Annotated in this window: 27 protein-coding genes; 16 read left to right on the forward strand and 11 right to left on the reverse strand. The window is 71.9% G+C overall.

Annotation, left to right across the window (positions count from 1 at the left end):
* Window positions 1-11: 11 nt before the first annotated feature.
* From atpA to ACSNN7_RS04005, 6 genes are all read left to right on the forward strand, one after another.
* The gene (gene atpA, locus ACSNN7_RS03980) at window positions 12-1,664 is read left to right on the forward strand and encodes a F0F1 ATP synthase subunit alpha (protein ID WP_436679184.1); all 1,653 of its coding nucleotides are present in this window, start codon (window positions 12-14) and stop codon (window positions 1,662-1,664) included.
* Between the two features lie 4 nt (window positions 1,665-1,668).
* Window positions 1,669-2,598 (forward strand): F0F1 ATP synthase subunit gamma, encoded by a 930-nt coding sequence (locus tag ACSNN7_RS03985; protein ID WP_436679185.1) that lies wholly within the window; start codon window positions 1,669-1,671, stop codon window positions 2,596-2,598.
* Window positions 2,598-4,037: a F0F1 ATP synthase subunit beta gene (gene atpD / locus ACSNN7_RS03990; protein ID WP_436679187.1), complete on the forward strand. Its 1,440-nt coding sequence runs from the start codon at window positions 2,598-2,600 to the stop codon at window positions 4,035-4,037. Before ACSNN7_RS03985 ends, atpD begins: the two co-directional genes overlap by 1 nt.
* A gap of 212 nt (window positions 4,038-4,249) precedes the next feature.
* Window positions 4,250-5,398, forward strand: coding sequence for an LCP family protein (locus ACSNN7_RS03995; protein ID WP_436679188.1), 1,149 nt, complete (start codon window positions 4,250-4,252; stop codon window positions 5,396-5,398).
* A gap of 145 nt (window positions 5,399-5,543) precedes the next feature.
* Window positions 5,544-5,822 (forward strand): F0F1 ATP synthase subunit epsilon, encoded by a 279-nt coding sequence (locus tag ACSNN7_RS04000; protein ID WP_089012816.1) that lies wholly within the window; start codon window positions 5,544-5,546, stop codon window positions 5,820-5,822.
* Between the two features lie 12 nt (window positions 5,823-5,834).
* Window positions 5,835-6,290 (forward strand): DUF2550 domain-containing protein, encoded by a 456-nt coding sequence (locus tag ACSNN7_RS04005; protein ID WP_436679190.1) that lies wholly within the window; start codon window positions 5,835-5,837, stop codon window positions 6,288-6,290.
* A 93-nt stretch (window positions 6,291-6,383) separates the two neighbouring features.
* Here the strand turns inward: ACSNN7_RS04005 and ACSNN7_RS04010 are convergent, their stop codons facing one another.
* Together ACSNN7_RS04010 and ACSNN7_RS04015 are read right to left on the reverse strand one after the other, a co-directional pair.
* Window positions 6,384-6,614, reverse strand: coding sequence for a hypothetical protein (locus ACSNN7_RS04010; protein WP_436679191.1), 231 nt, complete (start codon window positions 6,612-6,614; stop codon window positions 6,384-6,386).
* The gene (locus ACSNN7_RS04015; protein WP_436679192.1) at window positions 6,590-7,162 is read right to left on the reverse strand and encodes a cob(I)yrinic acid a,c-diamide adenosyltransferase; all 573 of its coding nucleotides are present in this window, start codon (window positions 7,160-7,162) and stop codon (window positions 6,590-6,592) included. Before ACSNN7_RS04015 ends, ACSNN7_RS04010 begins: the two co-directional genes overlap by 25 nt.
* Between ACSNN7_RS04015 and murA the strand changes: the two genes are divergently transcribed.
* Together murA and ACSNN7_RS04025 are read left to right on the forward strand one after the other, a co-directional pair.
* Window positions 7,161-8,603, forward strand: a complete 1,443-nt coding sequence (gene murA / locus ACSNN7_RS04020) for a UDP-N-acetylglucosamine 1-carboxyvinyltransferase (RefSeq protein WP_436679194.1) — start codon at window positions 7,161-7,163, stop codon at window positions 8,601-8,603. The genes ACSNN7_RS04015 and murA overlap by 2 nt on opposite strands.
* Before the next feature lie 92 nt (window positions 8,604-8,695).
* The gene (locus tag ACSNN7_RS04025) at window positions 8,696-9,544 is read left to right on the forward strand and encodes a 3-hydroxyacyl-CoA dehydrogenase family protein (RefSeq protein WP_436679195.1); all 849 of its coding nucleotides are present in this window, start codon (window positions 8,696-8,698) and stop codon (window positions 9,542-9,544) included.
* Window positions 9,545-9,601: 57 nt separating this feature from the next.
* Here the strand turns inward: ACSNN7_RS04025 and ACSNN7_RS04030 are convergent, their stop codons facing one another.
* Window positions 9,602-10,447 (reverse strand): ABC transporter permease, encoded by an 846-nt coding sequence (locus ACSNN7_RS04030; protein WP_436679197.1) that lies wholly within the window; start codon window positions 10,445-10,447, stop codon window positions 9,602-9,604.
* Window positions 10,447-11,292, reverse strand: a complete 846-nt coding sequence (locus ACSNN7_RS04035; protein ID WP_436679198.1) for an ABC transporter ATP-binding protein — start codon at window positions 11,290-11,292, stop codon at window positions 10,447-10,449. Before ACSNN7_RS04035 ends, ACSNN7_RS04030 begins: the two co-directional genes overlap by 1 nt.
* Window positions 11,293-11,443: 151 nt before the next feature.
* On the opposite strand from ACSNN7_RS04035, the gene ACSNN7_RS04040 reads away from it, so the two are divergent.
* Window positions 11,444-13,453 (forward strand): protein meaA, encoded by a 2,010-nt coding sequence (locus ACSNN7_RS04040; RefSeq protein ID WP_436679200.1) that lies wholly within the window; start codon window positions 11,444-11,446, stop codon window positions 13,451-13,453.
* A gap of 40 nt (window positions 13,454-13,493) precedes the next feature.
* Here the strand turns inward: ACSNN7_RS04040 and ACSNN7_RS04045 are convergent, their stop codons facing one another.
* From ACSNN7_RS04045 to ACSNN7_RS04060, 4 genes are all read right to left on the reverse strand, one after another.
* On the reverse strand, window positions 13,494-13,796 hold the full coding sequence (locus tag ACSNN7_RS04045) for a DUF1540 domain-containing protein (protein WP_436679201.1): 303 nt from the start codon (window positions 13,794-13,796) through the stop codon (window positions 13,494-13,496).
* 73 nt (window positions 13,797-13,869) lie between these two features.
* Window positions 13,870-14,319 carry an Rv0361 family membrane protein gene (locus ACSNN7_RS04050; protein WP_436679203.1) on the reverse strand — a complete coding sequence of 150 codons (450 nt, stop codon included), beginning with the start codon at window positions 14,317-14,319 and terminating at the stop codon, window positions 13,870-13,872.
* 46 nt (window positions 14,320-14,365) lie between these two features.
* A complete protein-coding gene (locus ACSNN7_RS04055) occupies window positions 14,366-15,271 on the reverse strand; it encodes a polysaccharide deacetylase family protein (protein ID WP_436679204.1) in 906 nt (301 codons plus the stop codon).
* 71 nt (window positions 15,272-15,342) lie between these two features.
* A complete protein-coding gene (locus ACSNN7_RS04060) occupies window positions 15,343-16,197 on the reverse strand; it encodes a helix-turn-helix transcriptional regulator (protein WP_436679206.1) in 855 nt (284 codons plus the stop codon).
* A gap of 100 nt (window positions 16,198-16,297) precedes the next feature.
* Here ACSNN7_RS04060 and ACSNN7_RS04065 point away from each other — a divergent pair, with 100 nt between their 5' ends.
* Entirely contained in the window at window positions 16,298-17,056 is a 759-nt protein-coding gene (locus ACSNN7_RS04065) for an SDR family oxidoreductase (RefSeq protein ID WP_436679207.1), read from the forward strand.
* Window positions 17,057-17,148: 92 nt separating this feature from the next.
* Here the strand turns inward: ACSNN7_RS04065 and ACSNN7_RS04070 are convergent, their stop codons facing one another.
* Entirely contained in the window at window positions 17,149-17,766 is a 618-nt protein-coding gene (locus tag ACSNN7_RS04070; RefSeq protein ID WP_436679208.1) for a DUF4126 domain-containing protein, read from the reverse strand.
* 71 nt (window positions 17,767-17,837) lie between these two features.
* On the opposite strand from ACSNN7_RS04070, the gene nucS reads away from it, so the two are divergent.
* Complete coding sequence (nucS, locus tag ACSNN7_RS04075; protein WP_334448917.1) at window positions 17,838-18,497, forward strand: endonuclease NucS; 660 nt, start codon at window positions 17,838-17,840, stop codon at window positions 18,495-18,497.
* Between the two features lie 12 nt (window positions 18,498-18,509).
* On the opposite strand, the gene ACSNN7_RS04080 is transcribed toward nucS, so the two are convergent.
* Window positions 18,510-20,009: an aldehyde dehydrogenase family protein gene (locus ACSNN7_RS04080; protein WP_436679209.1), complete on the reverse strand. Its 1,500-nt coding sequence runs from the start codon at window positions 20,007-20,009 to the stop codon at window positions 18,510-18,512.
* Between the two features lie 252 nt (window positions 20,010-20,261).
* Between ACSNN7_RS04080 and ACSNN7_RS04085 the strand changes: the two genes are divergently transcribed.
* The 5 genes from ACSNN7_RS04085 (at window position 20,262) to ACSNN7_RS04105 (ending at window position 25,275) form a co-directional block, all read left to right on the forward strand.
* Complete coding sequence (locus ACSNN7_RS04085; RefSeq protein WP_436679210.1) at window positions 20,262-20,747, forward strand: FHA domain-containing protein; 486 nt, start codon at window positions 20,262-20,264, stop codon at window positions 20,745-20,747.
* A gap of 120 nt (window positions 20,748-20,867) precedes the next feature.
* Window positions 20,868-21,932, forward strand: a complete 1,065-nt coding sequence (locus ACSNN7_RS04090) for an alpha/beta hydrolase (RefSeq protein ID WP_436679211.1) — start codon at window positions 20,868-20,870, stop codon at window positions 21,930-21,932.
* Window positions 21,933-22,053: 121 nt separating this feature from the next.
* Window positions 22,054-23,844, forward strand: coding sequence for a 3-hydroxyacyl-CoA dehydrogenase family protein (locus ACSNN7_RS04095; RefSeq protein WP_436679212.1), 1,791 nt, complete (start codon window positions 22,054-22,056; stop codon window positions 23,842-23,844).
* A gap of 237 nt (window positions 23,845-24,081) precedes the next feature.
* Window positions 24,082-24,408: a hypothetical protein gene (locus ACSNN7_RS04100; RefSeq protein ID WP_210776214.1), complete on the forward strand. Its 327-nt coding sequence runs from the start codon at window positions 24,082-24,084 to the stop codon at window positions 24,406-24,408.
* Window positions 24,409-24,474: 66 nt separating this feature from the next.
* Window positions 24,475-25,275, forward strand: coding sequence for an alpha/beta hydrolase (locus ACSNN7_RS04105; protein ID WP_436679214.1), 801 nt, complete (start codon window positions 24,475-24,477; stop codon window positions 25,273-25,275).
* Window positions 25,276-25,278: 3 nt separating this feature from the next.
* Here the strand turns inward: ACSNN7_RS04105 and ACSNN7_RS04110 are convergent, their stop codons facing one another.
* Entirely contained in the window at window positions 25,279-26,340 is a 1,062-nt protein-coding gene (locus ACSNN7_RS04110; RefSeq protein ID WP_436679245.1) for an AI-2E family transporter, read from the reverse strand.
* Window positions 26,341-26,399 lie beyond the last annotated feature (59 nt).

Below are 26,399 nucleotides of genomic sequence, written 5' to 3' on the forward strand. Positions count from 1 at the left end.
GGAAGCAGAGGATGGCCGAGCTGACCATCTCGACGGAGGAGATCCGCGGCGCCCTGGAGCGCTACGTCTCCTCCTACTCGTCCGACGTCTCCCGCGAGGAGGTCGGCACCGTCGCCGACACCGGCGACGGCATCGCCCACGTCGAGGGCCTGCCCTCGACCATGACCAACGAGCTCCTGGAGTTCGAGGACGGCACGCTCGGCGTGGCGCTGAACCTCGACGTCCGGGAGATCGGTGTCGTCGTTCTCGGTGACTCCGCCAAGCTGGAGGAGGGGCAGCGCGTCAAGCGCACCGGCCGGGTGCTCTCCGTGCCGGTCGGCGACGCCTTCCTCGGTCGCGTGGTCGACGCGCTCGGCCAGCCGATCGACGGGCTCGGTGACATCGCCAACGAGGGCTTCCGCGAGCTGGAGCTCCAGGCCCCGAACGTGATGTCCCGGCAGTCCGTCGACGAGCCGCTGCAGACCGGTATCAAGGCGATCGACGCCATGACCCCGGTCGGTCGGGGCCAGCGTCAGCTGATCATCGGTGACCGGAAGACCGGTAAGACCACGGTCGCCCTGGACACCATCCTCAACCAGCGGGACAACTGGCGCACCGGCGACCCGAAGAAGCAGGTCCGCTGCATCTACGTCGCCATCGGCCAGAAGGCCTCCACGATCGCCGGCATCAAGGGCATCCTGGAGGAGGCGGGCGCGATGGAGTACACCACCATCGTCGCCTCCCCGGCCTCCGACCCGGCCGGCTTCAAGTACCTCGCCCCGTACACCGGCTCGTCCATCGGGCAGCACTGGATGTACGGCGGCAAGCACGTCCTGATCGTCTTCGACGACCTGAGCAAGCAGGCCGAGGCGTACCGGGCCGTGTCGCTGCTGCTGCGCCGTCCGCCGGGCCGCGAGGCCTACCCGGGTGACGTCTTCTACCTGCACTCGCGTCTGCTGGAGCGCTGCGCGAAGCTCTCCGACGAGCTGGGTGGCGGCTCGATGACCGGTCTGCCGATCATCGAGACGAAGGCCAACGACATCTCGGCCTTCATCCCGACCAACGTCATCTCGATCACCGACGGCCAGATCTTCCTGGAGACCGACCTGTTCAACCAGGGCGTCCGGCCGGCGATCAACGTCGGTACCTCGGTCTCCCGGGTCGGTGGCGCCGCGCAGGTGAAGCCGATGAAGAAGGTCGCCGGCTCGCTGCGGCTCAACCTGGCCCAGTACCGCGAGCTGGAGGCGTTCGCCGCCTTCGCCTCCGACCTGGACCGGGCCTCGCAGAACCAGCTCAACCGCGGTTCCCGCCTGGTCGAGCTGCTCAAGCAGCCGAACTACTCGCCGTACCCGGTGCAGGAGCAGGTCGTCTCGGTCTGGGCCGGCGTCGAGGGCAAGCTGGACGACATCCCGGTCGGCGAGGTCCGTCGCTTCGAGGCCGAGTTCCTCCAGTACCTGCGGCACAAGCACGAGGGTGTGCTGGCCGCAATCGCCGACAACCAGTGGAACGACGACATCATCTCGTCGCTGGACTCGGCCATCGCCGAGTTCAAGCAGGTCTTCCTGGGCAAGGAGGACGAGCGCCGGATCAACGAGGCCCCGGCCGCGCCGCTCGAGGGCGAGGAGAACCGCGAGACGGTGACCCGCTTCCGCGACGGCCAGACCGACCGCCCGGCCGAGAGCTGATCCCATGGCGGCCCAGGTTCGCGTTCTTCGTCAACGGATCCGCTCGGCGAAGTCGATGAAGAAGATCACCAAGGCGATGGAGCTCGTGGCGACGAGCCGGATCGCCAAGGCCCAGGCCCGGGTGGAGGCGTCCCTGCCGTACGCCCAGGCCATCACCGGCGTCCTCACGGCGCTGGCGTCCAACGCGCGGATCGACCACCCGCTGCTCACCCCGCGTGAGCGGGTGCGGCGGGCGGGCGTGCTGCTGGTCACCAGCGACCGCGGCCTGGCCGGTGGTTACAGCTCCAACGCGATCAGGACTGCGGAGTCGCTGATCGCCCGGCTCAAGGCCGACGGCAAGGACCCGGTGCTCTACGTCATCGGCCGCAAGGGCGTCGGGTTCTACCGGTTCCGCGACCGGGAGATGGCGGCGAACTGGACGGGCTTCTCGGAGCAGCCGTCCTTCGCCGACGCCCGCGAGGTGGGCGAGACGCTGATCAAGGCGTTCTCGGCCGGCGCGGACGACGCGGACGGCCAGGCCGGGGCGGACGGCGTGCTCGGGATCGACGAGTTGCACATCGTCTACACCGAGTTCCACAGCCTGATGACCCAGACGCCGGTCGCGAAGATCATCGGCCCCATGCAGGTCGAGGATCGGCCGAAGTCCGAGGGGCTGCTGCCGGCGTACGAGTTCGAGCCGGAGGCGGAGGCGCTGCTCGACGCGCTGCTGCCGAAGTACATCAACACGCGGATCTACGCGGCGTTGATCGAGTCGGCGGCGAGCGAGTCGGCGTCCCGGCGGCGGGCGATGAAGAGCGCCACCGACAACGCCGAAGAGATGATCGAGAAGTACACGCGCGAGATGAACTCGGCCCGCCAGGCCGGGATCACCCAGGAGATCAGCGAGATCGTCGGCGGCGCTAACGCGCTGGCCGCGTCGGGAAGTGAAGTGTGATGACTGCCCCAGTAGAGACCAAGACGGCCACGGGTCGCGTGGTCCGGGTCATCGGCCCGGTCGTCGACGCCGAGTTCCCGCGTGACGCCATGCCGGCCCTGTTCAACGCCCTGAACGTCGACGTGACGCTCTCCGGCGGCGAGAAGACGCTGACCCTGGAGGTCGCCCAGCACCTGGGTGACAACATGGTCCGCGCTATCTCGATGCAGCCGACCGACGGCCTGGTCCGTGGCGCGGAGGTCCGCGACAGCGGCTCGCCGATCACGGTGCCGGTGGGTGACGCGGTCAAGGGCCACGTCTTCAACGCCATCGGCGAGTGCCTCAACCTGACCGAGGGCGAGACCCTCCAGGCGGACGACCGGTGGGGCATCCACCGCAAGGCCCCGGCCTTCGCCGACCTGGAGCCGAAGACCGAGATGCTGGAGACCGGCATCAAGGTCATCGACCTGCTCGCCCCGTACGTCAAGGGCGGCAAGATCGGCCTGTTCGGCGGTGCCGGCGTGGGCAAGACGGTGCTCATCCAGGAGATGATCACCCGTGTCGCCCGGAACTTCGGTGGTACGTCGGTCTTCGCCGGCGTGGGTGAGCGCACCCGTGAGGGCAACGACCTCATCGCCGAGATGACCGAGTCCGGCGTCATCGACAAGACCGCGCTGGTCTACGGCCAGATGGACGAGCCGCCGGGCACCCGGCTGCGGGTGGCGCTCTCCGCGCTGACCATGGCGGAGTACTTCCGCGACGTGAAGAAGCAGGAGGTGCTGCTCTTCATCGACAACATCTTCCGCTTCACGCAGGCCGGTTCCGAGGTCTCCACGCTGCTCGGCCGCATGCCGAGCGCCGTGGGTTACCAGCCGACCCTGGCCGACGAGATGGGCGAGCTCCAGGAGCGGATCACCTCCGTCCGGGGCCAGGCCATCACCTCGATGCAGGCGATCTACGTGCCCGCCGACGACTACACCGACCCGGCGCCGGCCACCACGTTCGCCCACCTGGACGCGACCACCAACCTGGAGCGGTCGATCTCCGACAAGGGCATCTACCCGGCCGTGGACCCGCTGGCGTCCTCGTCCCGGATCCTCGCCCCGGAGTTCGTCGGCCAGGAGCACTTCCAGGTCGCCACCGAGGTGAAGCGGATCCTGCAGCGCTACAAGGACCTGCAGGACATCATCGCCATCCTCGGTATCGAGGAGCTCTCCGAGGAAGACAAGATCACCGTGGCCCGGGCCCGGCGGATCGAGCGCTTCCTGTCGCAGAACACCTACGCCGCCGAGCAGTTCACCGGCGTGCCGGGCTCGACGGTCCCGATCGCGGAGACCATCGAGGCGTTCAAGAAGATCAGCGAGGGCGAGTACGACCACTTCCCCGAGCAGGCCTTCTTCATGTGCGGCGGTCTCGAGGACCTGGAGCGCAAGGCGAAGGAACTGATGTCGGAGGGCTGAGAACTCCGTCACAGCGAACGAAGGCCACCCCGGCCCGCCGGGGTGGCCTTCGGCCATTGCGGACCTGCTGGTGCCCCGTGTCCGGTTGTCGGTGCGGCGATTCCCACGACGGCGCGGTACCGTTTCGAGCGCGGCGCCCGACAATCGGCGTCGATCAGGTGCAACATTTTGGCTGCGTCCGCCCGTCTTCCAAGTCGTGGGCGTGACGACGAATGGAGAAGCGCGTGGTTAAGGCCGGCAAGGGCGGCGGCAAGCCGTCCATGTGGTCCGGCGTGCCTCGGTGGGCCAGGATGTGCACCGTCTTCGGCGCCGTGCTCATGCTGCTCAGCGGCGTGGTGCTGGTCGGCTACGAGGCGCTGCTGACCCGGTACGAGGGCGCCGTCGGCAAGGCCGACCTCTTCGGCGACCAGGCGGCCGGGGCGCAGGAGCGCAAGAGCAACGTGAAGGGCCCGCTCAACATCCTGCTGGTCGGCACCGACCCGCGCAAGCCGGAGGACCGGCCGCTGGCGGACTCCATCATGGTGCTGCACGTGCCCGAGACGATGGACCGGGCGTACCTGTTCTCCCTGCCGCGCGACCTGTACGTCGAGATCCCGAAGTTCGACAAGGCCGGCTACCCCGGCGGCACCGGGAAGCTCAACGGCGCCATGTCGAACGGCAGCGTGGTGCAGGGGCAGAACCCGAGCACTCCGCAGGGCTTCGAGCTGCTCGCCAAGACCGTGCAGAAGGTGACCGGCATCGAGCGCTTCGACGCCGGCGCGATCATCAACTTCACCGGCTTCCAGAAGATCGTCGACGCGATGGGCGGCGTCGACATGTACATCGAGCGGGACGTGAAGTCCGAGCACCGCGAGCCCGACGGCACGCACCGCAAGGGCAACCCGAACGGCCCCGGCTACATCGGGCCGCAGGCGGAGTACAAGAAGGGCAACCAGCACCTGAGCGGCTGGCAGGCGCTGGACTACGTGCGGCAGCGCTACCCCAAGAACGGCGTTCCGGACGGCGACTACGGCCGCCAGCGCCACCAGCAGCAGTTCATCAAGGCGATGGTCAAGCAGGCGGCCAGCGCCGACGTGGTGACCAACCCGATCAAGCTGGACCGGGTGATCCGGGCCGCCGGTCAGTCGTTGACGTTCAACGGCCGGGGCAACAGCGTGGTCGACTTCGCCATCGCCCTCAAGGGTGTACGCCCGGAGAACGTCGAGCTGATCAAGCTGCCGGGCGAGGGGATCGGCACCGGCAGCGCGTACCGGGGTGAGCGGCTGCTGCCCGTCGCGGACGACTTCTTCGCCGCGCTCAAGAACGAGCAGTTGGACGCGTTCCTGCTCGAACACCCGGAGTTCCGTAACCGCAACAAGTGACCGCCCGCCACCGCCGGGCCGGCTTCCCGCCGGCCCGGTCCGTCGGGTCACCAGGCGGGTGTCGCAGGTCTCGCCACCCGCGTTGGGGCGCTCCCGGCGGCGGGACTAGACTTTCGACAATCCGCCGCCGCAGCAAGGAGACAGCGTGGCACAGCAGCTTCACGTCGAGCTCGTAGCCGTCGAGGAGAAGGTCTGGTCGGGCGAGGCCGAGATGGTCGTCGCCCGGACGACCGAGGGTGAGCTGGGTGTGCTGCCGGGGCACGCGCCCCTGCTCGGCCAGCTCGCGGAGCCCAGCCAGGTCCGCATCAAGCAGGCCGGCGGCCAGCAGGTCGCGTACGACGTCGCCGGCGGCTTCCTGTCGGTGACCGGTGAGGGCGTAACCGTCCTCGCCGAGAGCGCCACCCCGGCCACTCCGGCGCGCTGAGCCGACCCGCCGATGGAGATTCTGGAAGGGATCGGAATCGGCTTCGCGGTGCTCCTCGCCGCGGCTCTGATCCTCTTCATCCGGCGGGCCCTCGTCACCCGTAGCGGCGGCATCATCCGGCTCGGCGTCCGGGTCACCACCGTGCTCGACGGCCGAGGCTGGTCGCCCGGCTTCGGGCGATTCGTCGGCGACGAGCTCCGGTGGTACCGGCTGTTCAGTTTCGCCCTGCGCCCGAAGCGGGTGCTCTCCCGCAAGGAGCTGGTGGTGGAGCGGCGGCGCCTGCCCGAGGGGCAGGAGCGTCTCTCCATGCCCGCCGACTGGGTGATCCTCCGGTGTACCAGTCACCACGCACCGGTCGAGATCGCCATGGCGCGTTCCACCGTCACCGGATTCCTCAGCTGGCTGGAGGCCGCCCCGCCCGGGGCGGCCTCGCCGCGTCTGGCCTCCCAGGACTGGCCCGCGGCCTGAGCCGTCCCCACTCACCGTCGGGATTTCCGGGGAGCCCACCCGCTCCGGGCGGTCAGGCTTGATCCCTCCGCGGGTGGGCTCCCCGGAAATCCTTCACGCCGCCCGCTGCGTCGTCCAGGCGCGGTTGTTCACCTTGTGCCGTTCGTGCGGGTGGCGGTCCGGGAAGAGCAGCGTCCAGCCGTGCGCCGGCGCCGCGGCGACCAGCCGGTCCACCGCGGCGGGCGGACCGGCGTGGAACGCGAGGTGGTTCAGCCCCGGGGCGAGCCGGTCGTACGCCCGCCCCGACAGCGCGCCGATGCTCAGCGCTTGCCGCCCGGCACCCATAGCACATCGCCGTTCGGATTTGCCGTTCTTGACAGGATGAACAGCAGATCGGAGAGGCGGTTGAGATACTTTGCCGGAAGGGAGCTGGTGCGATCCGGGTCGTGCGCGACCAGTGCCCAGGCGGCCCGTTCGGCGCGCCGGGCGACCGTCCGTGCCACGTGCAGCAGCGCCGCGCCAGCGGTGCCGCCGGGGAGGATGAAGGAGTCGAGCTTGCTCAGGCGTGCGTTGTACTCGTCGCACCAGCCCTCAAGGCGCTCCACGTACTCCTCGGTGACCCGCAGCGGCGGGTACGCCGGATCCGGCTCGACCGGGGTCGCCAGATCGGCGCCGACGTCGAACATGTCGTTCTGGATCGACTCCAGCACCGCCCGGAGCTCCCCGTCGAGCTGCCCGAGGGCGAGCGCCACGCCGATCGCGGCGTTGCACTCGTCGACGTCCGCGTACGCGGCGATCCGTGGGTCGGTCTTCGGCACCTGCTCGTTGTTGCTCAGCCTGGTCATGCCGGCGTCGCCGGCCTTGGTGTAGATGCGCGTGAGGTGGACGGCCATGACGCACAGCCTACGGATACCGGACCTGACGATTCCGGCGCGCCCGGAGGAGAGCCTCGGCTGGCCCGGCGGGGCCGGTCCCGCCGCGGCCGGTGACTGCGCGGTCAACGACGTCGATGTCATCCGGGTGGGCGGTGACGCCCGGCTGGCCGGCACGGTGCACGTGGTCGGCGCCAAGAACTCCGCGCTCAAGCTGATGGCGGCCGCGCTGCTCGCCCCGGGGCGCAGCGTGATCACCAACGTCCCCCGGATCACCGACATCGCGATCATGGGGGAGGTGCTGCGCCGGCTCGGCTGCGGCGTGCGGTTCGAGGCCGACGATCCGGTCGACCCGATGGTCGCCCGGGGCGGCGTGGCCCGGTCCCGCTCGGTGGTCATCGACGTGCCCGAGCAGCCCGGCGCGGAGGCCGACTACGACCTGGTCCGCCGGCTGCGCGCGTCGATCTGCGTGCTGGGCCCGCTGCTGGCCCGCCGCGGGTACGTCCGGGTGGCCCACCCCGGCGGGGACGCGATCGGTTCGCGGGGGCTGGACATGCACATCTCCGGGCTGACCCGGATGGGTGCGGACATCTCCGGCGAGCACGGCTTCGTCATCGCCTCGGCGCCGGACGGCCTGCACGGCGCGGAGATCGTGCTGGACTTCCCCAGCGTCGGGGCCACCGAGAACCTGGTGATGGCGGCGGTGCTGGCCCGGGGCGTGACGGTGATCGACAATGCGGCCCGCGAGCCGGAGATCGTCGACATCTGCACGATGGCCAACCAGATGGGCGCGCAGATCTCCGGCGCGGGCACCTCCACGCTGCGCATCGTCGGGGTGCCCGAGCTGCGCCCGGTGCGGCACGCCACGGTGGGGGACCGGATCGTCGCCGGCACCTGGGCGTTCGGGGCCGCGATGACCCGTGGGGACGTCACCGTCACCGGCGTCGACCCGGCCTACCTGGAGGTCGCGCTGGACAAGCTGGTCTCGGCCGGCGCGCTGGTGGAGACCCGCGGCGACGCCTTCCGGGTACGCGCCGACGACCGGCCCGCCGCCGTCGACGTGGTCACCCTGCCGTACCCGGGCTTCGCCACCGACCTGCTGCCGATGGCGATCGGCTTGGCCGCGGTGAGCCACGGCGCCTCGCTGATCACCGAGAACATCTTCGACGGCCGGTTCATGTTCGCCAACGAGATGATGCGGCTGGGTGCGGACATCAAAACCGACGGCCACCACGCGGTGGTACGGGGCCGGGACCGCCTCTCCGGCGCCCCGGTGCGGGCCACCGACATCCGGGCCGGCGCGGGCCTGATCATCGCGGGGCTCTGCGCCCAGGGCGTCACCGAGGTCTCCCACGTGTACCACGTCGACCGCGGCTACCCGGACTTCGTGGGCGACCTGCGGGCGCTCGGGGTGCAGGTGGAGCGGGGGACCGCACCGGAGGCGCCGGACCTCACCATCTGAGCGCTCCGCCGCCGCGGCCGGGGCCTTAGCCGTCGTTCAGGCTCGCCGACTAGGGTGCAGACAGACACTCATTCGCAGCGAGGGAGAAGCAGATGGCGGGTCGACTCGCGGTCGTCGGTGCCGGGCTGATGGGTTCGGGCATCGCCCAGGTGGCGGCGCAGGCGGGCTGGCAGGTGACGCTGCGCGACCTGGACGACGCGGCGACCGGGCGGGGCGTCGACGGCATCCGGAAGTCGCTGGAGAAGTTCGCCGAGAAGGGCCGCATCGACCCGTCCGAGGTCGAGGCGACGCTGGGCCGGATCACCCCGACCACGGACCTGGAGGCGGCGGCCGACGCGGACATCGTGGTCGAGGCGGTCTTCGAGCGGCTGGAGATCAAGCACGAGGTGTTCCGCGCGCTGGACAAGATCTGCAAGTCCGACGCGGTGCTGGCCACCAACACCTCGGCCATCCCGGTCACCCAGATCGCCGCGGTGACGCAGCGCCCGGAGTCGGTCGTCGGGACCCACTTCTTCTCGCCGGTGCCGATGATGAAGCTCTGCGAGCTGGTCCGGGGCTACAAGACCAGCGACGAGACGCTGGCGACGGTGAAGGCGTTCGCCGAGGGGATCGGCAAGACCGTGGTGGTGGTCAACCGGGACATCGCCGGTTTCGTCACCACCCGGCTGATCGCGGCGCTGGTCGTCGAGGCGGTCAAGCTGGTCGAGTCCGGCGTGGTGTCGGCCGAGGACCTGGACACCGCCTGCAAGCTGGGCTTCGGTCACGCCATGGGCCCGCTGGCCACCACCGACCTGACCGGCGTGGACGTGCTGCTGCACGCCTCGAAGAACATCTACACCGACACCGCCGACGAGAAGTTCTTCCCGCCGGAGCTGCTCCAGCGCATGGTCACCGCCGGTGACCTGGGCCGCAAGACCGGCAAGGGCTTCTACACGTACTGAGCCCGGGCAGCGAGAGGGGGGGGGGGGGGGGGGGGCCCCCCCCCCCCCTCTTCGTCGTCAGCCGTCGCGCTTGGTGGTCCAGCGGAAGGTGGTCAGGCAGAGCACCAGGCCGATCACGCACCACAGCGCCAGCACCAGGGCGACCCGGCCCAGTTCGAAGGAGCCGCCGGGTTCCTGGGCGCCGAAGCTCTCCGGCAGGAAGACCGCGCGCAGTCCCTGGCACATCCACTTGAGCGGGAAGAGCGCCGCCACCTGCTGCATCCAGGCGGGCAGCTCGGTGAAGACGAAGAACACCCCGGAGATGAACTGGAGCACCAGGGCGACCGGGGTGACCACGGCGGAGCCGCTGCGCGCGGTGCGGGCCAGGGAGGAGATGGCGATCCCGCACAGGGTGCAGGCGGTCACCCCGAGCACGGAGACCCAGCCGAAGGTGAACCACGTCCCGGCGGTGCCGGGCAGGTCGAGGTCGAACAGCGCCACGGCGACGGCCAGCAGCAGCGCCGTCTCGGCGACACCGATCGCCACCACCATGATCACCTTGCCGGCGAACCACACCCACTTCGGCATCGGCGTGCCCCGGTAGCGCTTGAGCACCCCCCGGTCCCGCTCGATGGGGATCCAGATGCCGAGGTTCTGGAAGCTCACCGTCATCAGCCCGGTCGCGATCATGCCGGTGATGAAGTACTGGGTGAACTTCACCCCGCCGCCGATCGTGCCGTCGAAGATCGACGCGAAGATCAGGATCATGATGATCGGGAAGCCCATCGTGAAGACGACGGACTCCCGGCTGCGCAGGAACTGGGTGATCTCCAGCCGGCCCTGCCGCAGCGCGAGGGCGCCGGGGCCGATCCGCCGGCCACCGGTCGCGGCGGCCGGGGCGGCCGGCTTCGTCGTGGTCGTCATCAGTGTCCGATCATCCGCAGGTAGACGTCTTCCAGGGTCGGCCGGGTCACCGTCAGGCCGGGAACCTCGCCGCCGAAGCGCGCGGCCAGCTCCGCCACCAGGGCCGTCGGCGTCGCGCTCTGCGCCGTCTGCGGCGTCCCGTCCGGGGTACGCCAGGAGACGGTCGTCAGGGACTCCTGCCGGTTGCCCAGCCGGTTCGGCGGGGCCACCTCGACCAGCCGGCCGCCGGCGATCACCCCGACCCGGTCGGCGAGCGACTCGGCCTCGTCCAGGTAGTGCGTGGTCAGCACGATGGTGGTGCCGGCCGCCGCCAGGTCCCGGATCAGCTCCCAGAACTCCCGCCGGGCCTCCGGGTCGAAGCCGGTGGTCGGCTCGTCGAGGAAGAGCAGCTCGGGGCGGCCGATGATGCCCAGCGCCACGTCGAGCCGGCGCTTCTGCCCGCCGGAGAGCGTGTGCGTGCGGGCCCTGGCCTTGGCGCCCAGCCCGACCCGCTCGACGACCTTGTCCGGGTCGTCGGCGTCGGGGTAGAAGCCGGAGAAGTGCCGGACCACCTCGCCGACGGTCAGCTCGTCGAACTCGCCGGTGCCCTGCAGCACGATGCCGACCCGGGAGCGCCAGTCCGCGGCCGGGTGGGCGGGGTCGCTGCCCAGCACCGAGACCTCGCCGGCGTCGCGCTGCCGGTAGCCCTCCAGGATCTCCACCGTGGTGGTCTTGCCCGCGCCGTTCGGGCCGAGCAGGGCGAACACCTCGCCGCGCCGGACGTCCAGGTCGACCCCCGCCACCGCGACGTTGTCGCCGTACGCCTTGCGCAGTCCCCGTACGGAGATCGCGAGCTCGTCATCCATGACGTCCAGTGTGCGACCTCGGACGCCGCGTCGGCTGCCCGGGGTGTGGTGGTGTCGGCCATGTCGCGCCGGGCCGACCCGGCTGCCCGCTCCATGGAGCTGTGTAATTTTCCACAGCCCGTTTTACTGAACGGTAACTTAGACTCCGGCCATGGACGAGAAGGCACTCCCGGGCCGACTGCCGGAGCGCGACCGCCCCTGGGTGATGCGCACGTACGCCGGGCACTCCTCCGCCGCGGCCACCAACGCGCTCTTCCGCCGCAACCTGGCCAAGGGCCAGACCGGCCTGTCGGTCGCCTTCGACCTGCCGACCCAGACCGGGTACGACCCGGACCACGAACTCGCCGCCGGCGAGGTCGGCCGGGTCGGGGTGCCGGTGGCGCACCTCGGCGACATGCGGGCGCTCTTCGAGGGCATCCCGCTGGCCGAGATGAACACCTCGATGACGATCAACGCGCCGGCGATGTGGCTGCTCGCCCTCTACGGGACGGTCGGCCAGGAGCAGGGCGCGGAGCTGTCCCGCTGCGCCGGGACCACGCAGAACGACATCATCAAGGAGTACCTGTCCCGGGGGACGTACATCTTCCCGCCGGCGGCGTCGCTGCGGCTGACCGCCGACGTCATCGCGTACACGCTGCGCGAGATGCCCCGCTGGAACCCGACGAACATCTGCTCGTACCACCTGCAGGAGGCCGGCGCGACGCCGGTGCAGGAGGTCGGCTTCGCGCTGGCCACCGCCGTCGCCGTGCTCGACGCGGTACGCGACTCCGGCCAGGTGCCCGCCGAGCGGATGGGCGACGTGGTGCAGCGCATCTCGTTCTTCGTCAACGCCGGCGTGCGCTTCGTCGAGGAGATCGCCAAGATGCGCGCCTTCGGCGCGCTCTGGGACGAGATCACCCGCGAGCGCTACGGCGTGCAGAACCCGAAGCAGCGCCGCTTCCGCTACGGCGTACAGGTCAACTCGCTGGGCCTGACCGAGGCGCAGCCGGAGAACAACATCCAGCGCATCGTGCTGGAGATGCTCGGCGTCACCTTCTCCCGGGACGCCCGGGCCCGCGCGGTGCAGCTGCCCGCCTGGAACGAGGCGCTCGGCCTGCCGCGGCCGTGGGACCAGCAGTGGTCGCTGCGGATGCAGCAGGTGCTCGCGTACGAGTCGGACCTGCTGGAGTACCCGGACCTGTTCGAGGGCTCGCACGTGATGACCGCGCTGGTCGACGAGATCGTCACCGGGGCCCGCGTCGAGCTGGAGAAGGTGCTGGAGATGGGCGGCGTGGTGACCGCCGTGGAGAGCGGCTACCTCAAGAGCGCGCTGGTCGCCTCGCTGGCCGACCGTCGCCGCCGGATCGAGTCCGGCGCCGACGTGGTGGTGGGCGTCAACCGGTTCACCGAGACCGAGCCGTCCCCGCTGACCGCCGCCGGTGCGGAGTCCGTCGAGCAGGTCGACCCGGCGGTCGAGGCGGCCGCCACCGCCTCCGTACGCGAATGGCGGGCCGGGCGGGACGACGCGGCGGTCGACGCGGCACTGGCCCGGCTGCGGGCGGACGCCGCGACCACGGCGAACCTGATGCCGGCGACGCTGGAGTGCGTGCGGGCCGGGGTGACCACCGGCGAGTGGGCCGGCGCGCTGCGCCAGGTCTTCGGTGAGTACCGGGCGCCGACCGGGCTGACCGGCGCGGCCGGGGTCGGCGGGGACGCCACCCTGGTCGCGGTCCGGGAGCGGGTCGCCGCCACCGCGCAGGAGCTGGGCAGCGGCCGGCTGCGGCTGCTGGTCGGCAAGCCCGGCCTGGACGGGCACTCCAACGGCGCCGAGCAGATCGCGGTACGCGCCCGCGACGCCGGCTTCGAGGTGGTCTACCAGGGCATCCGGCTCACCGCCGGGCAGATCGTCGCCGCCGCCGTCGAGGAGGACGTGGACCTGGTCGGGCTGTCGGTGCTCTCCGGCTCGCACCTGGCGGCCGTGCCGGCGGTGCTCGACGGGCTGCGGGCGGCCGGGCGCGGTGACCTGCCGGTCGTGGTCGGCGGCATCATCCCCGCCGGGGACGCCGAGGCGCTGCGCGCCGCCGGGGTCGCCCGGGTGTTCACCCCGAAGGACTTCGCCCTGACCGGGATCATCGACGAGCTGGTCGGCGTGATCCGCCAGGCCAACGGCCTCACCGCCTGACCGGGGTTCACCGCCCGCGCGACCGCCCGGTCGCGCGGGCTCAGACGGTCTGCGGCTGGTACGTCACGCAGTCGGCCATGTCCTGGTCCGGGGCGACGGTGATCGCCGGGGCGTGGCACTCCAGCTCCGAGTTGTGCTGGCAGTCCGACCGGCTGCACGCCCCGACCTGGGCGATGAGCTGCTCGATCCCGCCGCGCACCGGCATCTCCACGAAGGTGTGGCAGCGGGCGTGGTCGCTGCTGCCGACGGTGATGGCGAAGGCGTGGCAGTCGTTGGTGCGGTTGTAGGCGCAGGACACGACCGTGCACTCCTGTACCCGGGGCATCTCGATCGGTGCGGTCATGACGGCCTCCCTATCGGCTTATGTCCCGATGGTAGGCATCTGCCCCGGTTCGGCGCGGTGTTCTGAGGGAGGGTCACCCGCACAGGCGCCAGGCCCCGTCCTCCTTGACCAGCGTCAGCACCCGCGTGCTCGCGCCGCCGGTCTCCGTCGTCAGCCGTACGGTGGCGGTGCCCCGGACCTGGCCGTTGGTGTTGTTGACGGTCAGCCCCGCGATGTCGTGGTCGACCAGGCGCGGCTCGGCCGCCTGCCGCCGGCCGAAGTCGGCGAGCGACGTCCGCTCCCGCTCCTCGCGGCAGAGCAGCTCGTACGCCCGCTGGTGGTCGCCGGCCCGGACCGCGTCCAGGTAGCTCGTCGTGGCCTCCCGGGCCGGGCCGACCGCCTCCTTCGCGGCGCCGTAGAGGAAGAAGCCGCCGACCGTGCCGCCGAGGCAGCAGAGGGCCAGCACCACGCCCACCACGATCAGCACGATCCGCAGCGTGCGGCGGTTGTCACGCGGAGGCACCCGGATCGGCTGGTACGTCATGGCCGCAGGCTAGGCCGGTGGCGCAAGCCCTCCACCGGCGTCCGGTTCAGCGGGCGAGCACCTCGGAGAGCGGGGCGGGCGCCAGGCCCCGCTCGGCCAGCCCGGCCAGGATGTGCGGCAGCGCCTCGTCGGTCATCGCCGCGTTCGCCTCGGTGACGTGCAGGATGATCACCGAGCCGGGCCGGACCTGGCTCAGCACCGCCCGGACGATCGGTTGCCAGGCGGTGGCGAAGGGGTCGCCGCTGACCACGTCACCGTCCACCACGGTCAGTCCGAGTGGCGCCAGCTCGGTCAGGGCGGTCCGGTCGTGGCAGAGGCCGGGGAAGCGGAAGTAGCGGGTCTGCCGGCCGCCGTACCGGCCGATCGTCTTGAAGGTCCGCGCCACGTCCCGGGTCATCTCCCGCCGGGGCAGCGGCGTCAGGTGGTAGCAGCGCGGGGTGAACGCGGCGTGCCCGTAGGTGTGGTTGGCCAGCTCGAAGCGCGGGTTCTCGGCCAGCCGACGGGTCAGCTCCGGGTACTCCTCGACCCACTTGCCGGTGAGGAAGAAGGTGGCCGGCACCCGCTCGCGCTCCAGCAGCTCGACGATCGCCAGGTTCGCGTACGACGGCGGGTGCGGCCGGCGCAGCTGCCGGCGCATCGTGTCGGTCATGTCGGCGTCGAAGGTGAGCGCCACCTTGTTGCCGGTACGCGGACCGTGGTCGACCACCGGCGGCAGGGTGCCCGGCGGCGTCGCCCCGGGCAACCCGGAGCCCGCCCCGGGCCGCCCGCCCGGGCCGGGCGCCGGTGTCACGGCGGTCCCGCCCGCCGGGGCCGGTCCGTGGCCGGCCGGCGCCTTCAGCAGGGCGGCCCGTGCCGGGGGCCGATCGGGTGACGGACCGACGAGGAGCGCGGCGACGGCGGCCAGCGCCAGGGTGACGGCGGTGAGCGGGACGCGGGAGTTCTTCGCGAGCACCGCGTGATCATGGCAGTGCGGGCGGTCTCGTGGTGTCCCGGCCACCGGTCACCCGGCGAGGTGCGGCGGGGCTAAGCAGGTGTGGTGTCGGCGGGGAAGCGTTCGTTCCCCAGCACAGCGAGCAGCTTCAGCTTCTCGTGGCCCTCACTGCGCGGTGGCGCGGTGAGCACGAGCAGCGCCTGGGACTGGTCCTCGGTGAACAGCACCTGGCAGTCCAGCTCGATCGGGCCGAGTTCGGGGTGGATGAGCGTCTTGTGGTCGGCGAAGCGCTGCGCGACCTCGTGCCGCTCCCACAGCTCGGCGAACTCCGGGCTCGCCTTCTGCAGCACCCGCACCAGCTCACCGGCGCGCGACCGCGGGCCCATCGACCCGTACGCGGCGCGCAGGTTGGCGACCTGGGCGCGGCTCTGCCGGGGGCGGTCGTCCTCCGGGTAGCGCAGCCGCTCGGCGGGGTCGGTGAACCACCGGTAGATCTCGCTGCGGGCGAGGCCGGTGTGGCCGGACCGGTCCCCGAACAGGGCCTCGGCCATCCGGTTCTGCACGAGGATCTCGCCGAGGTTGGAGAAAATGAGCGCCGGGGTGTCGTCGAGCCGGTCCAGCACGCGCAGCAGCGCCGGGGCGACGTGGGTCGCCGTCGTCACCCGCGCCGGGGCGTTCTGCCCCGCCACCCGGAACAGGTAGTCACGCTCACCGGTCGTCAGCCGCAGCGCCCGGGCCAGCGCGGCGAGCATCTGCGGGCTCGGCTGCGGGCCGCGCTGCTGCTCCAGCCGGGTGTAGTAGTCGGTCGACATGGCGGCCAGGGCGGCCACCTCCTCGCGCCGCAGGCCCGGCGCGCGGCGGCGTGCGCCGGCCGGCAGCCCGACGTCCGCGGGCTGCAGCGTCTCGCGGCGGCGGCGGAGGAAGTCGGCCAGGGCTGCACGGTCCATGAGCCGAGTATCCGCCGGTCGCCGGGACGAACCAGGGATTGCCGGTCCCCTGATGAGCGCTCTCTGCATCCAGCCCCGGCGGACCGGCGAAAGTGGGTGCATGAACATCTCCGGAAACACCGTCTTCATCCCCGGCTCCACGAGCGGGATCGGCCTCGCCCTCGCCCTCGAACTGCAGGCCAGAGGGAACACTGTCATCGTCGGCGGCCGCCGCACCGATCTGCTGAAGCAGATCGCCGCCGAGCACCCCGGCATCGACACGGTCACGATCGACACGGCGGACCCGGCGAGCATCGCCTCGGCCGCGCGGGAGGTGCTGGCGAGGCACCCGGACCTCAACGTCCTCGTCACCATGGCCGGCATCATGCGCATCGAGGACTGGCACCAGCCCGAGACGTTCCTCGCCTCCGCCGAGGCGGTGGTGAACACCAACGTGCTCGGCCCGATCCGGCTCATCGCCGCCTTCGTCGAGCATCTGCGGGCGCAGCCGGACGCCACGATCATGACCGTCTCGTCGGGTCTCGCGTTCGCGCCGCTCAAGGTCACCCCGAGCTACAACGCGTCCAAGGCCGCGATCCACATGCTCAGCGAGTCGATCCGGCTGCAGCTCGCCGACACCACCGTGAAGATCGTGGAGCTCGAACCGCCGGCCGTACGCACCTCGCTGCTGCCTGGCCAGGAGCACAGCGAGTTCGCGGTGCCGCTGGACGAGTTCGTGGCGGAGGTGGTCGGGCTGCTGGAGGCGCAGCCCGACGCGAAGGAGATCCAGGTCGAGCGGGTCAAGTTCCTCCGCTACGCCGAGGCCCGCGGCGACTACGACCAGGTGGTCAAAACCCTCAACTCCGCCGACCCGCACTGAACCAGCCCGTCCGGACGCGGTGATCATGAAGTTGGCGGCAGTGGAGGAGATCCACTTCGCCGTCAACTTCATGATCAACGGCGGGTTCGGGGTCAGACGCGGAAGCCGGCGGCGCGGGCGGCCTGGCGTTCGCGGCGGCGGTCGGAGCGGCGGCGCAGGAACCAGAAGAGGAAGGCCAGCAGGCCCAGCAGGAAGGCCAGCACCAGCACCGGCAGCAGGATCGCCACCACCGACATGACGGCGCTCGTCGCGTCCTCCGCGGTGCTGGCCACCGGTGCGCCGAAGCCCGCGGTGGTGGCGTTGACGACCGGCCGGGCGGCCGACTTCAGCAGGTGCACGCCGAGGGCGATGACGACGCCGCTCACCACCGGGACCCACTGGTGGGACGAGAAGAACGTGTCGGGGTCGCTGACCGTCACGGTCTCGGAGCCGGCCCCCGCGCCGAACGCCAGGCCGCCGGCGGTCGGGCGGACGACGGTCTGTACGACGTCGTTGACGTGGTCGACCACCGGCACCTTGTCGGCGACGACCTCGACGGCGAGCAGCACCGCCAGGATCAGTACCACCCAGCCGTTGCCCAGCCACTGCCAGCCGCTCGGCAGCTCGATCAGATCGGTGTAGCGGGCGAGCAACCCCATGGTGATCAGGGGGATGTATGCGTTCAGGCCGGCCGATGCCGCGAGACCGGTACCCGTGAGAACTTCGAACACGAAATCAGCATCGCACCGGCGCGCCAGGTCCGCTCGATGGCGACGGCCCGGTCCTCGGCTACCCTCGTCGGGTGCGGCTGGTGATTGCGAAGTGCTCGGTGGACTACGTCGGACGGCTCTCGGCACATCTGCCGCTGGCCACGCGCCTGTTGATGGTGAAGGCGGACGGCTCGGTGTCGATCCACGCCGACGACCGGGCGTACAAGCCGTTGAACTGGATGAGCCCGCCGTGCCGGCTGGAGGAGGCTCCGGGCGTCTGGCGGGTGGTCAACAAGGCCGGCGAGGAGCTGCGGATCACCCTGGAGGAGATCTTCCAGGACACCTCGTACGAGCTGGGCGTCGACCCGGGCCTGCGCAAGGACGGCGTCGAGGCGCACCTGCAGGAGCTGCTCGCCGCCAACCCGGAGACCCTGGGTGAGGGCTTCACCCTGGTCCGGCGGGAGTACATGACCGCGATCGGCCCGGTCGACCTGCTCTGCCGCGACGCCAACGCCGGCGCGGTCGCCGTCGAGGTGAAGCGGCGCGGCGAGATCGACGGCGTGGAGCAGCTCACCCGCTACCTGGAACTGATGAACCGCGACCCGCTGCTCGCCCCGGTCTCCGGCGTCTTCGCCGCGCAGGAGATCAAGCCGCAGGCCCGCGTGCTCGCCACCGACCGGGGGATCCGGTGCGTGGTGGTCGACTACGACAAGCTGCGCGGCATCGAGCGGGACGAGCTGACCCTCTTCTGAGCCGACGGGCGCTCAGCGCCGCCCGTACATCACCTTGGCGGCCTTCACCAGACGCGCCACGTCGGCGGGGGTACGCTCGAAGGTCATCGACGGCAGCAGCGACCGGGCCCGCCGCCGGGTGATCGACTTGGCCTGGCCGAACTCGCGCAGCCCGTCCTCGCCGTGGATCCGCCCGAAGCCGGAGTCACCCACCCCGCCGAACGGCAGCGTGGACATGCCGGCGAAGGTGAGCGCCGAGTTGACCGAGGCCATGCCCGAGCGCAGCCGCCGGGCGATCGCCACGGCCCGCTTGCGACCGAAGACCGAACCCCCCAGGCCGTACGACAGCGCGTTGGCCCGGCGTACGGCCTCGTCGGCGTCGCGTACCCGGCTGATGGTCAGCGTCGGGCCGAAGGTCTCCTCGCGAACGGCGGCCGAGGACTCGGGGACGTCCACCAGCACGGTCGGGTGCACGTACGGCGGCTGGACCGCGTCCGGCCCGCCGAGCACGGCGCGCCCGCCGGAGGCGACGGCGTCGTCGATGTGCCGGCGGATCACGTCGAGCTGGCTGGGCATGGTGATCGGGCCGATGTCGGCGCCCTCCGCACCGACGGTCAGCCGCCCGGCGCGGGCGACGACCTTGTCGACGAAGGCGTCGTACACGGGCTCGACCGCGTAGACCCGCTCGATGCCGATGCAGGTCTGACCCGCGTTGGTCAGCGCCCCCCAGACGCACGCCTCGGCGGCGGCGTCCAGGTCGGCGTCGGAATCGACGATCATCGCGTCCTTGCCGCCGGCCTCCAGCAGCACCGGGGTCAACGACTCGGCGCAGGCCGCCATCACCTTCTTCGCGGTGGCGGTCGAGCCGGTGAAGGCCAGCTTGCCCACCCCCGAGCGGCACAGCGCCGCGCCGACGTCGCCGAGGCCGTGCACCGCCGTCAGCACCGGCTGCTCCGGCACCACCTCGGCGAAGGCGTCCACCAGCCACTGCCCGACGGCCGGGGTGTACTCGCTGGGTTTGAGCACGACGGCGTTGCCGGCGGCCAGGGCGTACGCGGCGGAGCCGATCGGGGTGAAGACCGGGTAGTTCCACGGGCCGATCACGCCGACCACCCCGTACGGCTGGTATTCGAGGTGGCCGGAGAACTCGGCCAGGATCAGCCGCGAGCGGACCCGGCGCGGGCCGAGCACCCGCCGGGCGTTGCGGGCGGCCCAGTCGATGTGCTCGATCGCGGTGAGGATCTCGACGATCGCGTCGGCGACCGGCTTGCCGCCCTCGACGTGGACCAGCTCCGCCAGTTCCTCGATCCGCCGGGCGAGCAGGCCGCGCCAGCGCAGCAGCCGCTCGCGGCGCCCGGTGAAGCCCAGCCCGGCCCACCACTCGCCGGCGGCGCGGGCCCGCTCGACCGCGCGGGCGACGTCGTCGGGGGTGGCCACCTCGAAGCGGCCGGCTTCCACGCCCGTCGCGGGGCTCGTCGAGACCAGTCGACCGCCCTCGATGACCGGGGTACCGGGGACATGCACAGCCGTCATGGCGGAAGTCTAGACCCGGAGATTACCGACCGGTAGGGGTGACCGGAGCGGTCCTCGGCCCGCCGCCGTGGACCGGCGGCGCCGCGCGGCGCCGACCGTCGCCGGCCCCGCCGCGCCGTCCGCTCGCCGCCCGACCGGTTGACGGCAGTTGTCCAGGCGGGATCGCGGAGGTGTACACGCGGGTGGTGAGGTGGGTGGCCGGGACCTGGCACGCTGACGCGGGGGCGAGGGTGGGTGGGGAGCTGACTGTCCATGGAGGATTTCGCGGAACTGACGCCGTTGCTGACGGTGGCGGGGGGAACGATGCGCGGGGCCAGCTTCCGGCTGAGCCGACAGCCGCTGGTGATCGGCCGCGCGCCGACCGCCGACATCGTGCTGGCCGACGCGCACCTGAGCCGGCGGCACGCCGAGGTACGACTGACCGACGCCGCGGCCGTCCTGGTGGACCTGGGCTCCACCAACGGCACCTGGCTCAACGACCGGCGGATCACCGGCCCGGAGCAGCTCTGCGACGGTGACGTGGTCCGGCTCGGCCGTACCGAGCTGCGCTTCTTCGACCCGGGCCTGGCCACCACCGACCCGGTGGGGCTGCGGTTCGCCGGGGCGGACCCCGTCCGCCGCAGCCACCGGCCGACCCTGCCGCTACCGCTGGCCACCCCCGTCACCGAGCCGATCGACGCCCGGCCGACCGGCGGTGCACCGCTGGAGCCGGCAGCCGGAACCGACGGCGCGAGCTGACCCTCGGCCGGCACGGACGCCCGTCCGGGCCGGGGCCAGGGGCTCGGCACACCCGGAGCGGGCGGATGGTGGGCGGCCGAGCCATGGACCCGGGCACGCCGCCGTGGCAGCATGCCGCGGATGGAGAGCGCGCAGCGGACTGTGACCGCGAACGGCATCACCCAGCGGGTACGGGTGGCCGGACCGCGGGACGGGGTGCCGGTGCTGCTGGTGCACGGCAACGGCTCCTCCTCGGCGTTCTGGGAGCCGCTGGTCCGCCGGCTGCCCGCGACGCTCCGGGTGGTCGCGCCCGACCTGCGCGGGTACGGCGACACCGACACCGCCCCGGTGGACGCCACCCGGGGCCTGGCCGACGTCGCCGACGACGTGGCCGCCCTGCTCGACGAGGCGGACCTCTTCGCTCCCGGCGCGCGCCCGGTGGTGGTCGGGCACTCGCTCGGCGGTGGTGTGGCGATGCGGCTGCTGGTCGACCATCCGGACCGGGTGGCGGCCCTGCTGCTGGAGGCGCCGGTGTCGCCGTACGGCTTCGGCGGCACGCGGGACCTCGACGGCACCCCGACCACGCCCGACTTCGCCGGTACCGGCGCCGGCTCGGTGAACCCGGACTTCGTGGCCCGGCTCGCCGCCGGCGACCGGAGCGCGGACGCCCCGACCAGCCCCCGCTCCGTGCTGCGCAGCGCCTACGTCGCCGACCCGGCCGCGCTCGCCGAGGACGAGGAACTGCTGCTGGACAGCCTGCTCAGCACCGCCACCGGCGACGACAACTACCCCGGCACGGCCATCGCCTCGCCGCACTGGCCGGGTACCGCGCCCGGGGAGCGCGGGGTGCTCAACGCGCTCGCCCCGGCCCACTTCCGGCTCGCCGACGAGCTGGTCGCCGTCGCGGTCAAGCCGCCCATCTCCTGGGTACGCGGCGACGCCGACGTGATCGTCTCGGACACCTCGCTGTTCGACCTGGCGTACCTGGGGTCGCTCGGGGTGGTGCCGGGCTGGCCGGGTGAGCAGGCGTGCCCGCCGCAGCCGATGGTCGGGCAGACCCGGGCGGTGCTGGAGCGGTACGCCGCAGCCGGCGGCACGTACCGGGAGTTGGTGCTTCCCGGTTGCGGGCACAGCCCGCACCTGGAACGACCGGCCGAGTTCGTGGCCGAGTTGCTGGCGTTGACCGGGGCGCCGGCGACGAACTGACCCCGTGCGTGAAATATCCCACGGCGTCTCGACAACGCATCGTCACGTGGCAGACTCCGGCGCATAACCTTAGTCGCCGTTCAAGTCGGCGGGGTGCGGAGCAAACCAGGGGAGGCCGGTCGTGGCGCGCGAGTTCACCAGTGTGGGTGTGGTGGGTCTGGGCACCATGGGTGCCGGCATCGTCGAAGTGTTCGCCCGCAACGGCATCGACGTCGTCGCGGTGGAGATCTCCGAGGGCGCGCTGGAGCGCGGCCGGGCCAACCTCACCGGCTCCACCGACCGCGCGGTCGCCAAGGGCAAGCTCGCCGAGGCCGACCGGGACGCCCTGCTCTCCCGGGTGCACTTCCAGGTCGGACTGGACGCCCTGCACTCGGTGGACCTGGTGGTCGAGGCCGTCCCCGAGCACCTCGACCTGAAGCAGGGGATCTTCGCCGAGCTGGACCGGGTCTGCAAGCCCGAGGCGATCCTGGCCACCAACACCTCGTCGCTGAGCGTCACCGAGATCTCCGTCGCCACCACCCGGCCCAACCAGGTGATCGGCATCCACTTCTTCAACCCGGCCCCGGTGATGAAGCTGGTCGAGGTGGTCCGCACGGTGGTCACCTCCGCCGAGGTGGTCGCCGACGTCGAGGCGCTCTGCGCGCGGCTCGGCAAGGTCGACGTCACCATCAACGACCGGGCCGGCTTCATCGCCAACGCGCTGCTCTTCGGCTACCTCAACCACGCCGTCAGCATGTTCGAGTCGCGGTACGCCACCCGCGAGGACATCGACGCCGCCATGAAGCTCGGCTGCGGCCTGCCGATGGGCCCGCTCGCGCTGATGGACCTGATCGGCCTCGACACCGCGTACGAGATCCTGGACACCATGTACCGGCGGGGCGGCCGGGACCGCCGGCACGCCCCGGTGCCGCTGATCAAGCAGATGGTCACCGCGGGTCTGCTCGGCCGCAAGTCCGGCCGGGGCTTCTACACCTACGAGCGGCCGGGCTCCCCGGTCGTCGTACCCGACGAGCAGACGCCCGTGGCGTCGCAGTCGGCGCTCGCCGACGGTGCCCGGGGCATCGCCAAGGTCGGCGTGGTCGGCTCCGGGACGATGGCCACCGGCATCATCGAGGTCTTCGCCAAGGCCGGCTACGAGGTCGTCTCGGTGACCCGCGGCGCGGAGAAGTCCGCCAAGGTCTTCGAGTCCGTCAAGACCTCGCTCAACAAGGGCGTGGTGCGGGGCAAGCTCAGCGAGACCGACCGGGACGCTGCGCTGGGCCGGATCAACTGGTCCGCCACGCTGGAGCACCTGGCCGACGTCGACCTGGTTGTCGAGGCCGTGGTCGAGGAGCTGAGCGTCAAGAAGGCCCTCTTCGCCAGCCTCGACGAGATCTGCAAGCCGGGCGTGGTGCTCGCCACCACCACCTCCTCGCTGCCGGTGATCGACGTGGCGATGGCCACCCAGCGCCCGGCCGACGTGGTGGGGCTGCACTTCTTCAACCCCGCGCCGATCATGCCGCTGGTCGAGGTGGTGCAGACCATCCGCACCTCGGCGGAGACCACCGCCACCGCCCGCGCGGTCTGCGCGACGCTGGGCAAGACCGGCGTGGTCTGCGGCGACCGCTCCGGGTTCATCGTCAACGCGCTGCTCTTCCCGTACCTGAACGACGCGGTGAAGATGCTGGAGGCCAGCTACTCCACCGCCGACGACATCGACTACGCGATGAAGCTCGGCTGCGGTTACCCGATGGGCCCCTTCGAGCTGCTCGACGTGGTCGGGCTGGACGTCTCGCTGGCCATCCAGCGGGAGCTCTACCTGGAGCTGCGCGAGCCCGGCTTCGCCCCCGCGCCGCTGCTGGAGCACCTGGTCACCGCCGGCTACCTGGGCCGCAAGAGCGGCCGGGGCTTCCGCGACCACACCCGTCGCTGACCCGGTCAACACCGGGCGCCGGTGACGGCGTCTGAGGGTGTGACCTTCGAGGAGTACGTCAGCAGCCGCGGGCCGGCCCTCGTCCGGCCGGCCCCAGCAGGGGTTCACCGAGGCGGACGCGGTCACGGTGCTGGGCGGGGCGCGCCTCGCGGACGACCTCACCCGGCCGGAGAGCTGGGACTGACCCGGCGTCCGGCCGGCGGAGCGTCCCGTCGGCCGGACCGTACGCTGGAAAGCGTGAGCCCTCGTCGCAACCGTCCCCGCCGGGACGACGCCGCCCACCTGGACTCCGACCGCGTCCGGCAGGGCGTCGCCTCGGTGCAGCAGTGGCGCGACGGGGAGTGGCAGGTACGCGGCATCGGCGGCGGTGCGTCCACCAAGACGTACCGCTGTCCCGGCTGCGACCAGGAGATCCGCCCCGGGGTGGCGCACCTGGTGGCCTGGCCGGCCGACGGGACGGGCGACCTCACCGACCGCCGGCACTGGCACAGCGGCTGCTGGCGGGCCCGGGACCGGCGCGGCCCGGGGATCCAGCGCGGGCGCAGCGCCCCGAAGTACGGCTGAGCGATCTGGATCACCTCGTTTCCGCCCGGGCGGGCGGCGGCGGTGAAGTCGCGCCAGACTTGAGCAGTGAGCACACCGATCCGCGCGTCGTCGATCCTGCCCGGCCACCGGGAGGACATCGAGCTGCACACCGCCGACGGCCTGCGCCTGGTCGGTGAGCTGGCCCGGCCGGTGGACCGCGAGCCGGTCGGCACCCTGGTCTGCCTGCACCCGCTGCCCACGCACGGCGGGATGATGGACAGCCACGTCTTCCGCAAGGCGGCCTGGCGGCTGCCGGCCCTGGCAGACCTCGCCGTGCTCCGGTTCAACACCCGGGGCACCAGCAGCGTCCGCGGCACCAGCGAGGGGGCCTTCGACGCCGCGGTGGGGGAGCGCTTCGACGTCGCCGCCGCGATCGAGTACGCCGAGTTCCACGAGCTGCCGAACATCTGGCTGGTGGGCTGGTCGTTCGGCACCGACCTGGCCCTGAAGTACGGCTGCGACCCGGCGGTGGCCGGGGCGATCCTGCTCTCCCCGCCGCTGCGCTTCTCCCAGCCGGCGGATCTCGCCACGTGGGCCGAGGAGGGCACGCCGGTCACCGCGCTGGTGCCCGAGTTCGACGACTACCTGCGGCCCGACGAGGCCCGGGAGCGCTTCGCGGCGGTGCCGCAGGCCGAGGTGGTCGGGGTGCCCGGCGCGAAGCACCTTTGGGTGGGCGACGCCGAGCGCGTGCTGGACGAGATCGTCCGGCGGGTCAACCCGGCGGTGCCCCTGCCGCTGCCCACCACCTGGGACGGCCCGATGGAGACCGGCGACGTCAGCGCGTACGCCGACCGCACCGTGGCCTCCTTCGCCGACACGCCCGTGCCGGGTCCGGCGCGGGACTGAGCCTCAGCGGGCCTCCTGCCGGGGCAGCACCACCTCGCGCAGGATCAGCTGGAGGGCGGCCACCGTGGGGATGGCGATGAGCGCACCGACCACCCCGATCAGCGCCACCCCCAGCAGCGCGGCGAGCAGGGCGGCCACCTCGTTGACCTCTACCGACCGCCGCATCACCTTCGGGTAGATCAGGTAGTTCTCCACCTGCTGGTAGATCAGGAAGAAGACCACGCAGGCGATGCCCGTGGGCAGCCCGGTGGCGAATCCGACCAGCCCGACGATCACCGCGCCGAGGGTGGCGCCGATCTGCGGGATCAGATCGGTCACCGCGACCACCACGGCCAGCGCGAACGGGTACGGCAGCCCGACCGCCAGCGCGAAGACGAAGGTGCTCACGCCGGCCAGCACGGCGATGCTCAGCGCCCCCACCATGTACGCCCCGACCTTGGCCAGGATCTCGTCGCCGATCAGGCTGACCCGCTGCCGGCGCGAGCGCGGCACCAGCCCGTACGCCAGGGCGCGCAGCTTGTCGAAGTAGGCCAGGAAGTAGATGGTCAGCACCAGCACGGTGAGCGCCCGGAGCAGGGTCCCGAAGATCAGCTGGGCGCCGCCCAGCACCCCGCCGAGCGCCCGGCCCACGGTGTCGGGGTTCGCCGCCGACTGGACGCGCTCCATCACGTCGTACCGTTCCACCAGCTCGTTGGCCGTGGGGTTGCGCCGCAACTCCTCGACGTAGCTGGGGATCTGGTCGACGAACTCCCCGGTCTGGCTCACCACCGGCGGCACGATCGCCACCAGGCCGCCGGCGATCAGCAGCAGCACGGTGAGGACGACCACCGCCACCGCGAGGCCGTTCGGCACCCGCCAGTCACGCAGCCGGACCACCGCCGGTCGGAGCCCGACCGCCAGGAACAGCGCGATGACCACCAGGACGAGGATGCCCCCGGCGTTGCGGATGCCCAGGTAGAGCGTGTACGCCAGCAGCACGCCGAGCGTCCCGGTGAAGCCGACCAGGAAGCTGCTGCGGCGCAGCGGCCGCCCCGGCTGCCCGAAGCGGCCGGAGGCGGTCGCCACGGGGGCGGCGGGGTCGGCCGGGTCCGCCTCGGCCGGCGTGGTCGTCGTGTCGCCGGCCC

Source organism: Micromonospora sp. URMC 105, from assembly GCF_051386295.1.
Classification (GTDB): Bacteria; Actinomycetota; Actinomycetes; order Mycobacteriales; family Micromonosporaceae; genus Micromonospora.

Coding starts and splice junctions, on each gene's coding strand:
- atpA (WP_436679184.1), top strand. CDS start 12: ATGGCCGAGCTGACCATCTCGACGGAGGAGATCCGCGGCGCCCTGGAG.
- ACSNN7_RS03985 (WP_436679185.1), top strand. CDS start 1,669: ATGGCGGCCCAGGTTCGCGTTCTTCGTCAACGGATCCGCTCGGCGAAG.
- atpD (WP_436679187.1), top strand. CDS start 2,598: ATGACTGCCCCAGTAGAGACCAAGACGGCCACGGGTCGCGTGGTCCGG.
- ACSNN7_RS03995 (WP_436679188.1), top strand. CDS start 4,250: ATGGAGAAGCGCGTGGTTAAGGCCGGCAAGGGCGGCGGCAAGCCGTCC.
- ACSNN7_RS04005 (WP_436679190.1), top strand. CDS start 5,835: ATGGAGATTCTGGAAGGGATCGGAATCGGCTTCGCGGTGCTCCTCGCC.
- ACSNN7_RS04010 (WP_436679191.1), bottom strand. CDS start 6,614: ATGGGTGCCGGGCGGCAAGCGCTGAGCATCGGCGCGCTGTCGGGGCGG.
- murA (WP_436679194.1), top strand. CDS start 7,161: ATGACGCACAGCCTACGGATACCGGACCTGACGATTCCGGCGCGCCCG.
- ACSNN7_RS04015 (WP_436679192.1), bottom strand. CDS start 7,162: ATGGCCGTCCACCTCACGCGCATCTACACCAAGGCCGGCGACGCCGGC.
- ACSNN7_RS04025 (WP_436679195.1), top strand. CDS start 8,696: ATGGCGGGTCGACTCGCGGTCGTCGGTGCCGGGCTGATGGGTTCGGGC.
- ACSNN7_RS04030 (WP_436679197.1), bottom strand. CDS start 10,447: ATGACGACCACGACGAAGCCGGCCGCCCCGGCCGCCGCGACCGGTGGC.
- ACSNN7_RS04035 (WP_436679198.1), bottom strand. CDS start 11,292: ATGGATGACGAGCTCGCGATCTCCGTACGGGGACTGCGCAAGGCGTAC.
- ACSNN7_RS04040 (WP_436679200.1), top strand. CDS start 11,444: ATGGACGAGAAGGCACTCCCGGGCCGACTGCCGGAGCGCGACCGCCCC.
- ACSNN7_RS04045 (WP_436679201.1), bottom strand. CDS start 13,796: ATGACCGCACCGATCGAGATGCCCCGGGTACAGGAGTGCACGGTCGTG.
- ACSNN7_RS04050 (WP_436679203.1), bottom strand. CDS start 14,319: ATGACGTACCAGCCGATCCGGGTGCCTCCGCGTGACAACCGCCGCACG.
- ACSNN7_RS04060 (WP_436679206.1), bottom strand. CDS start 16,197: ATGGACCGTGCAGCCCTGGCCGACTTCCTCCGCCGCCGCCGCGAGACG.
- ACSNN7_RS04065 (WP_436679207.1), top strand. CDS start 16,298: ATGAACATCTCCGGAAACACCGTCTTCATCCCCGGCTCCACGAGCGGG.
- ACSNN7_RS04080 (WP_436679209.1), bottom strand. CDS start 20,009: ATGACGGCTGTGCATGTCCCCGGTACCCCGGTCATCGAGGGCGGTCGA.
- ACSNN7_RS04085 (WP_436679210.1), top strand. CDS start 20,262: ATGGAGGATTTCGCGGAACTGACGCCGTTGCTGACGGTGGCGGGGGGA.
- ACSNN7_RS04090 (WP_436679211.1), top strand. CDS start 20,868: ATGGAGAGCGCGCAGCGGACTGTGACCGCGAACGGCATCACCCAGCGG.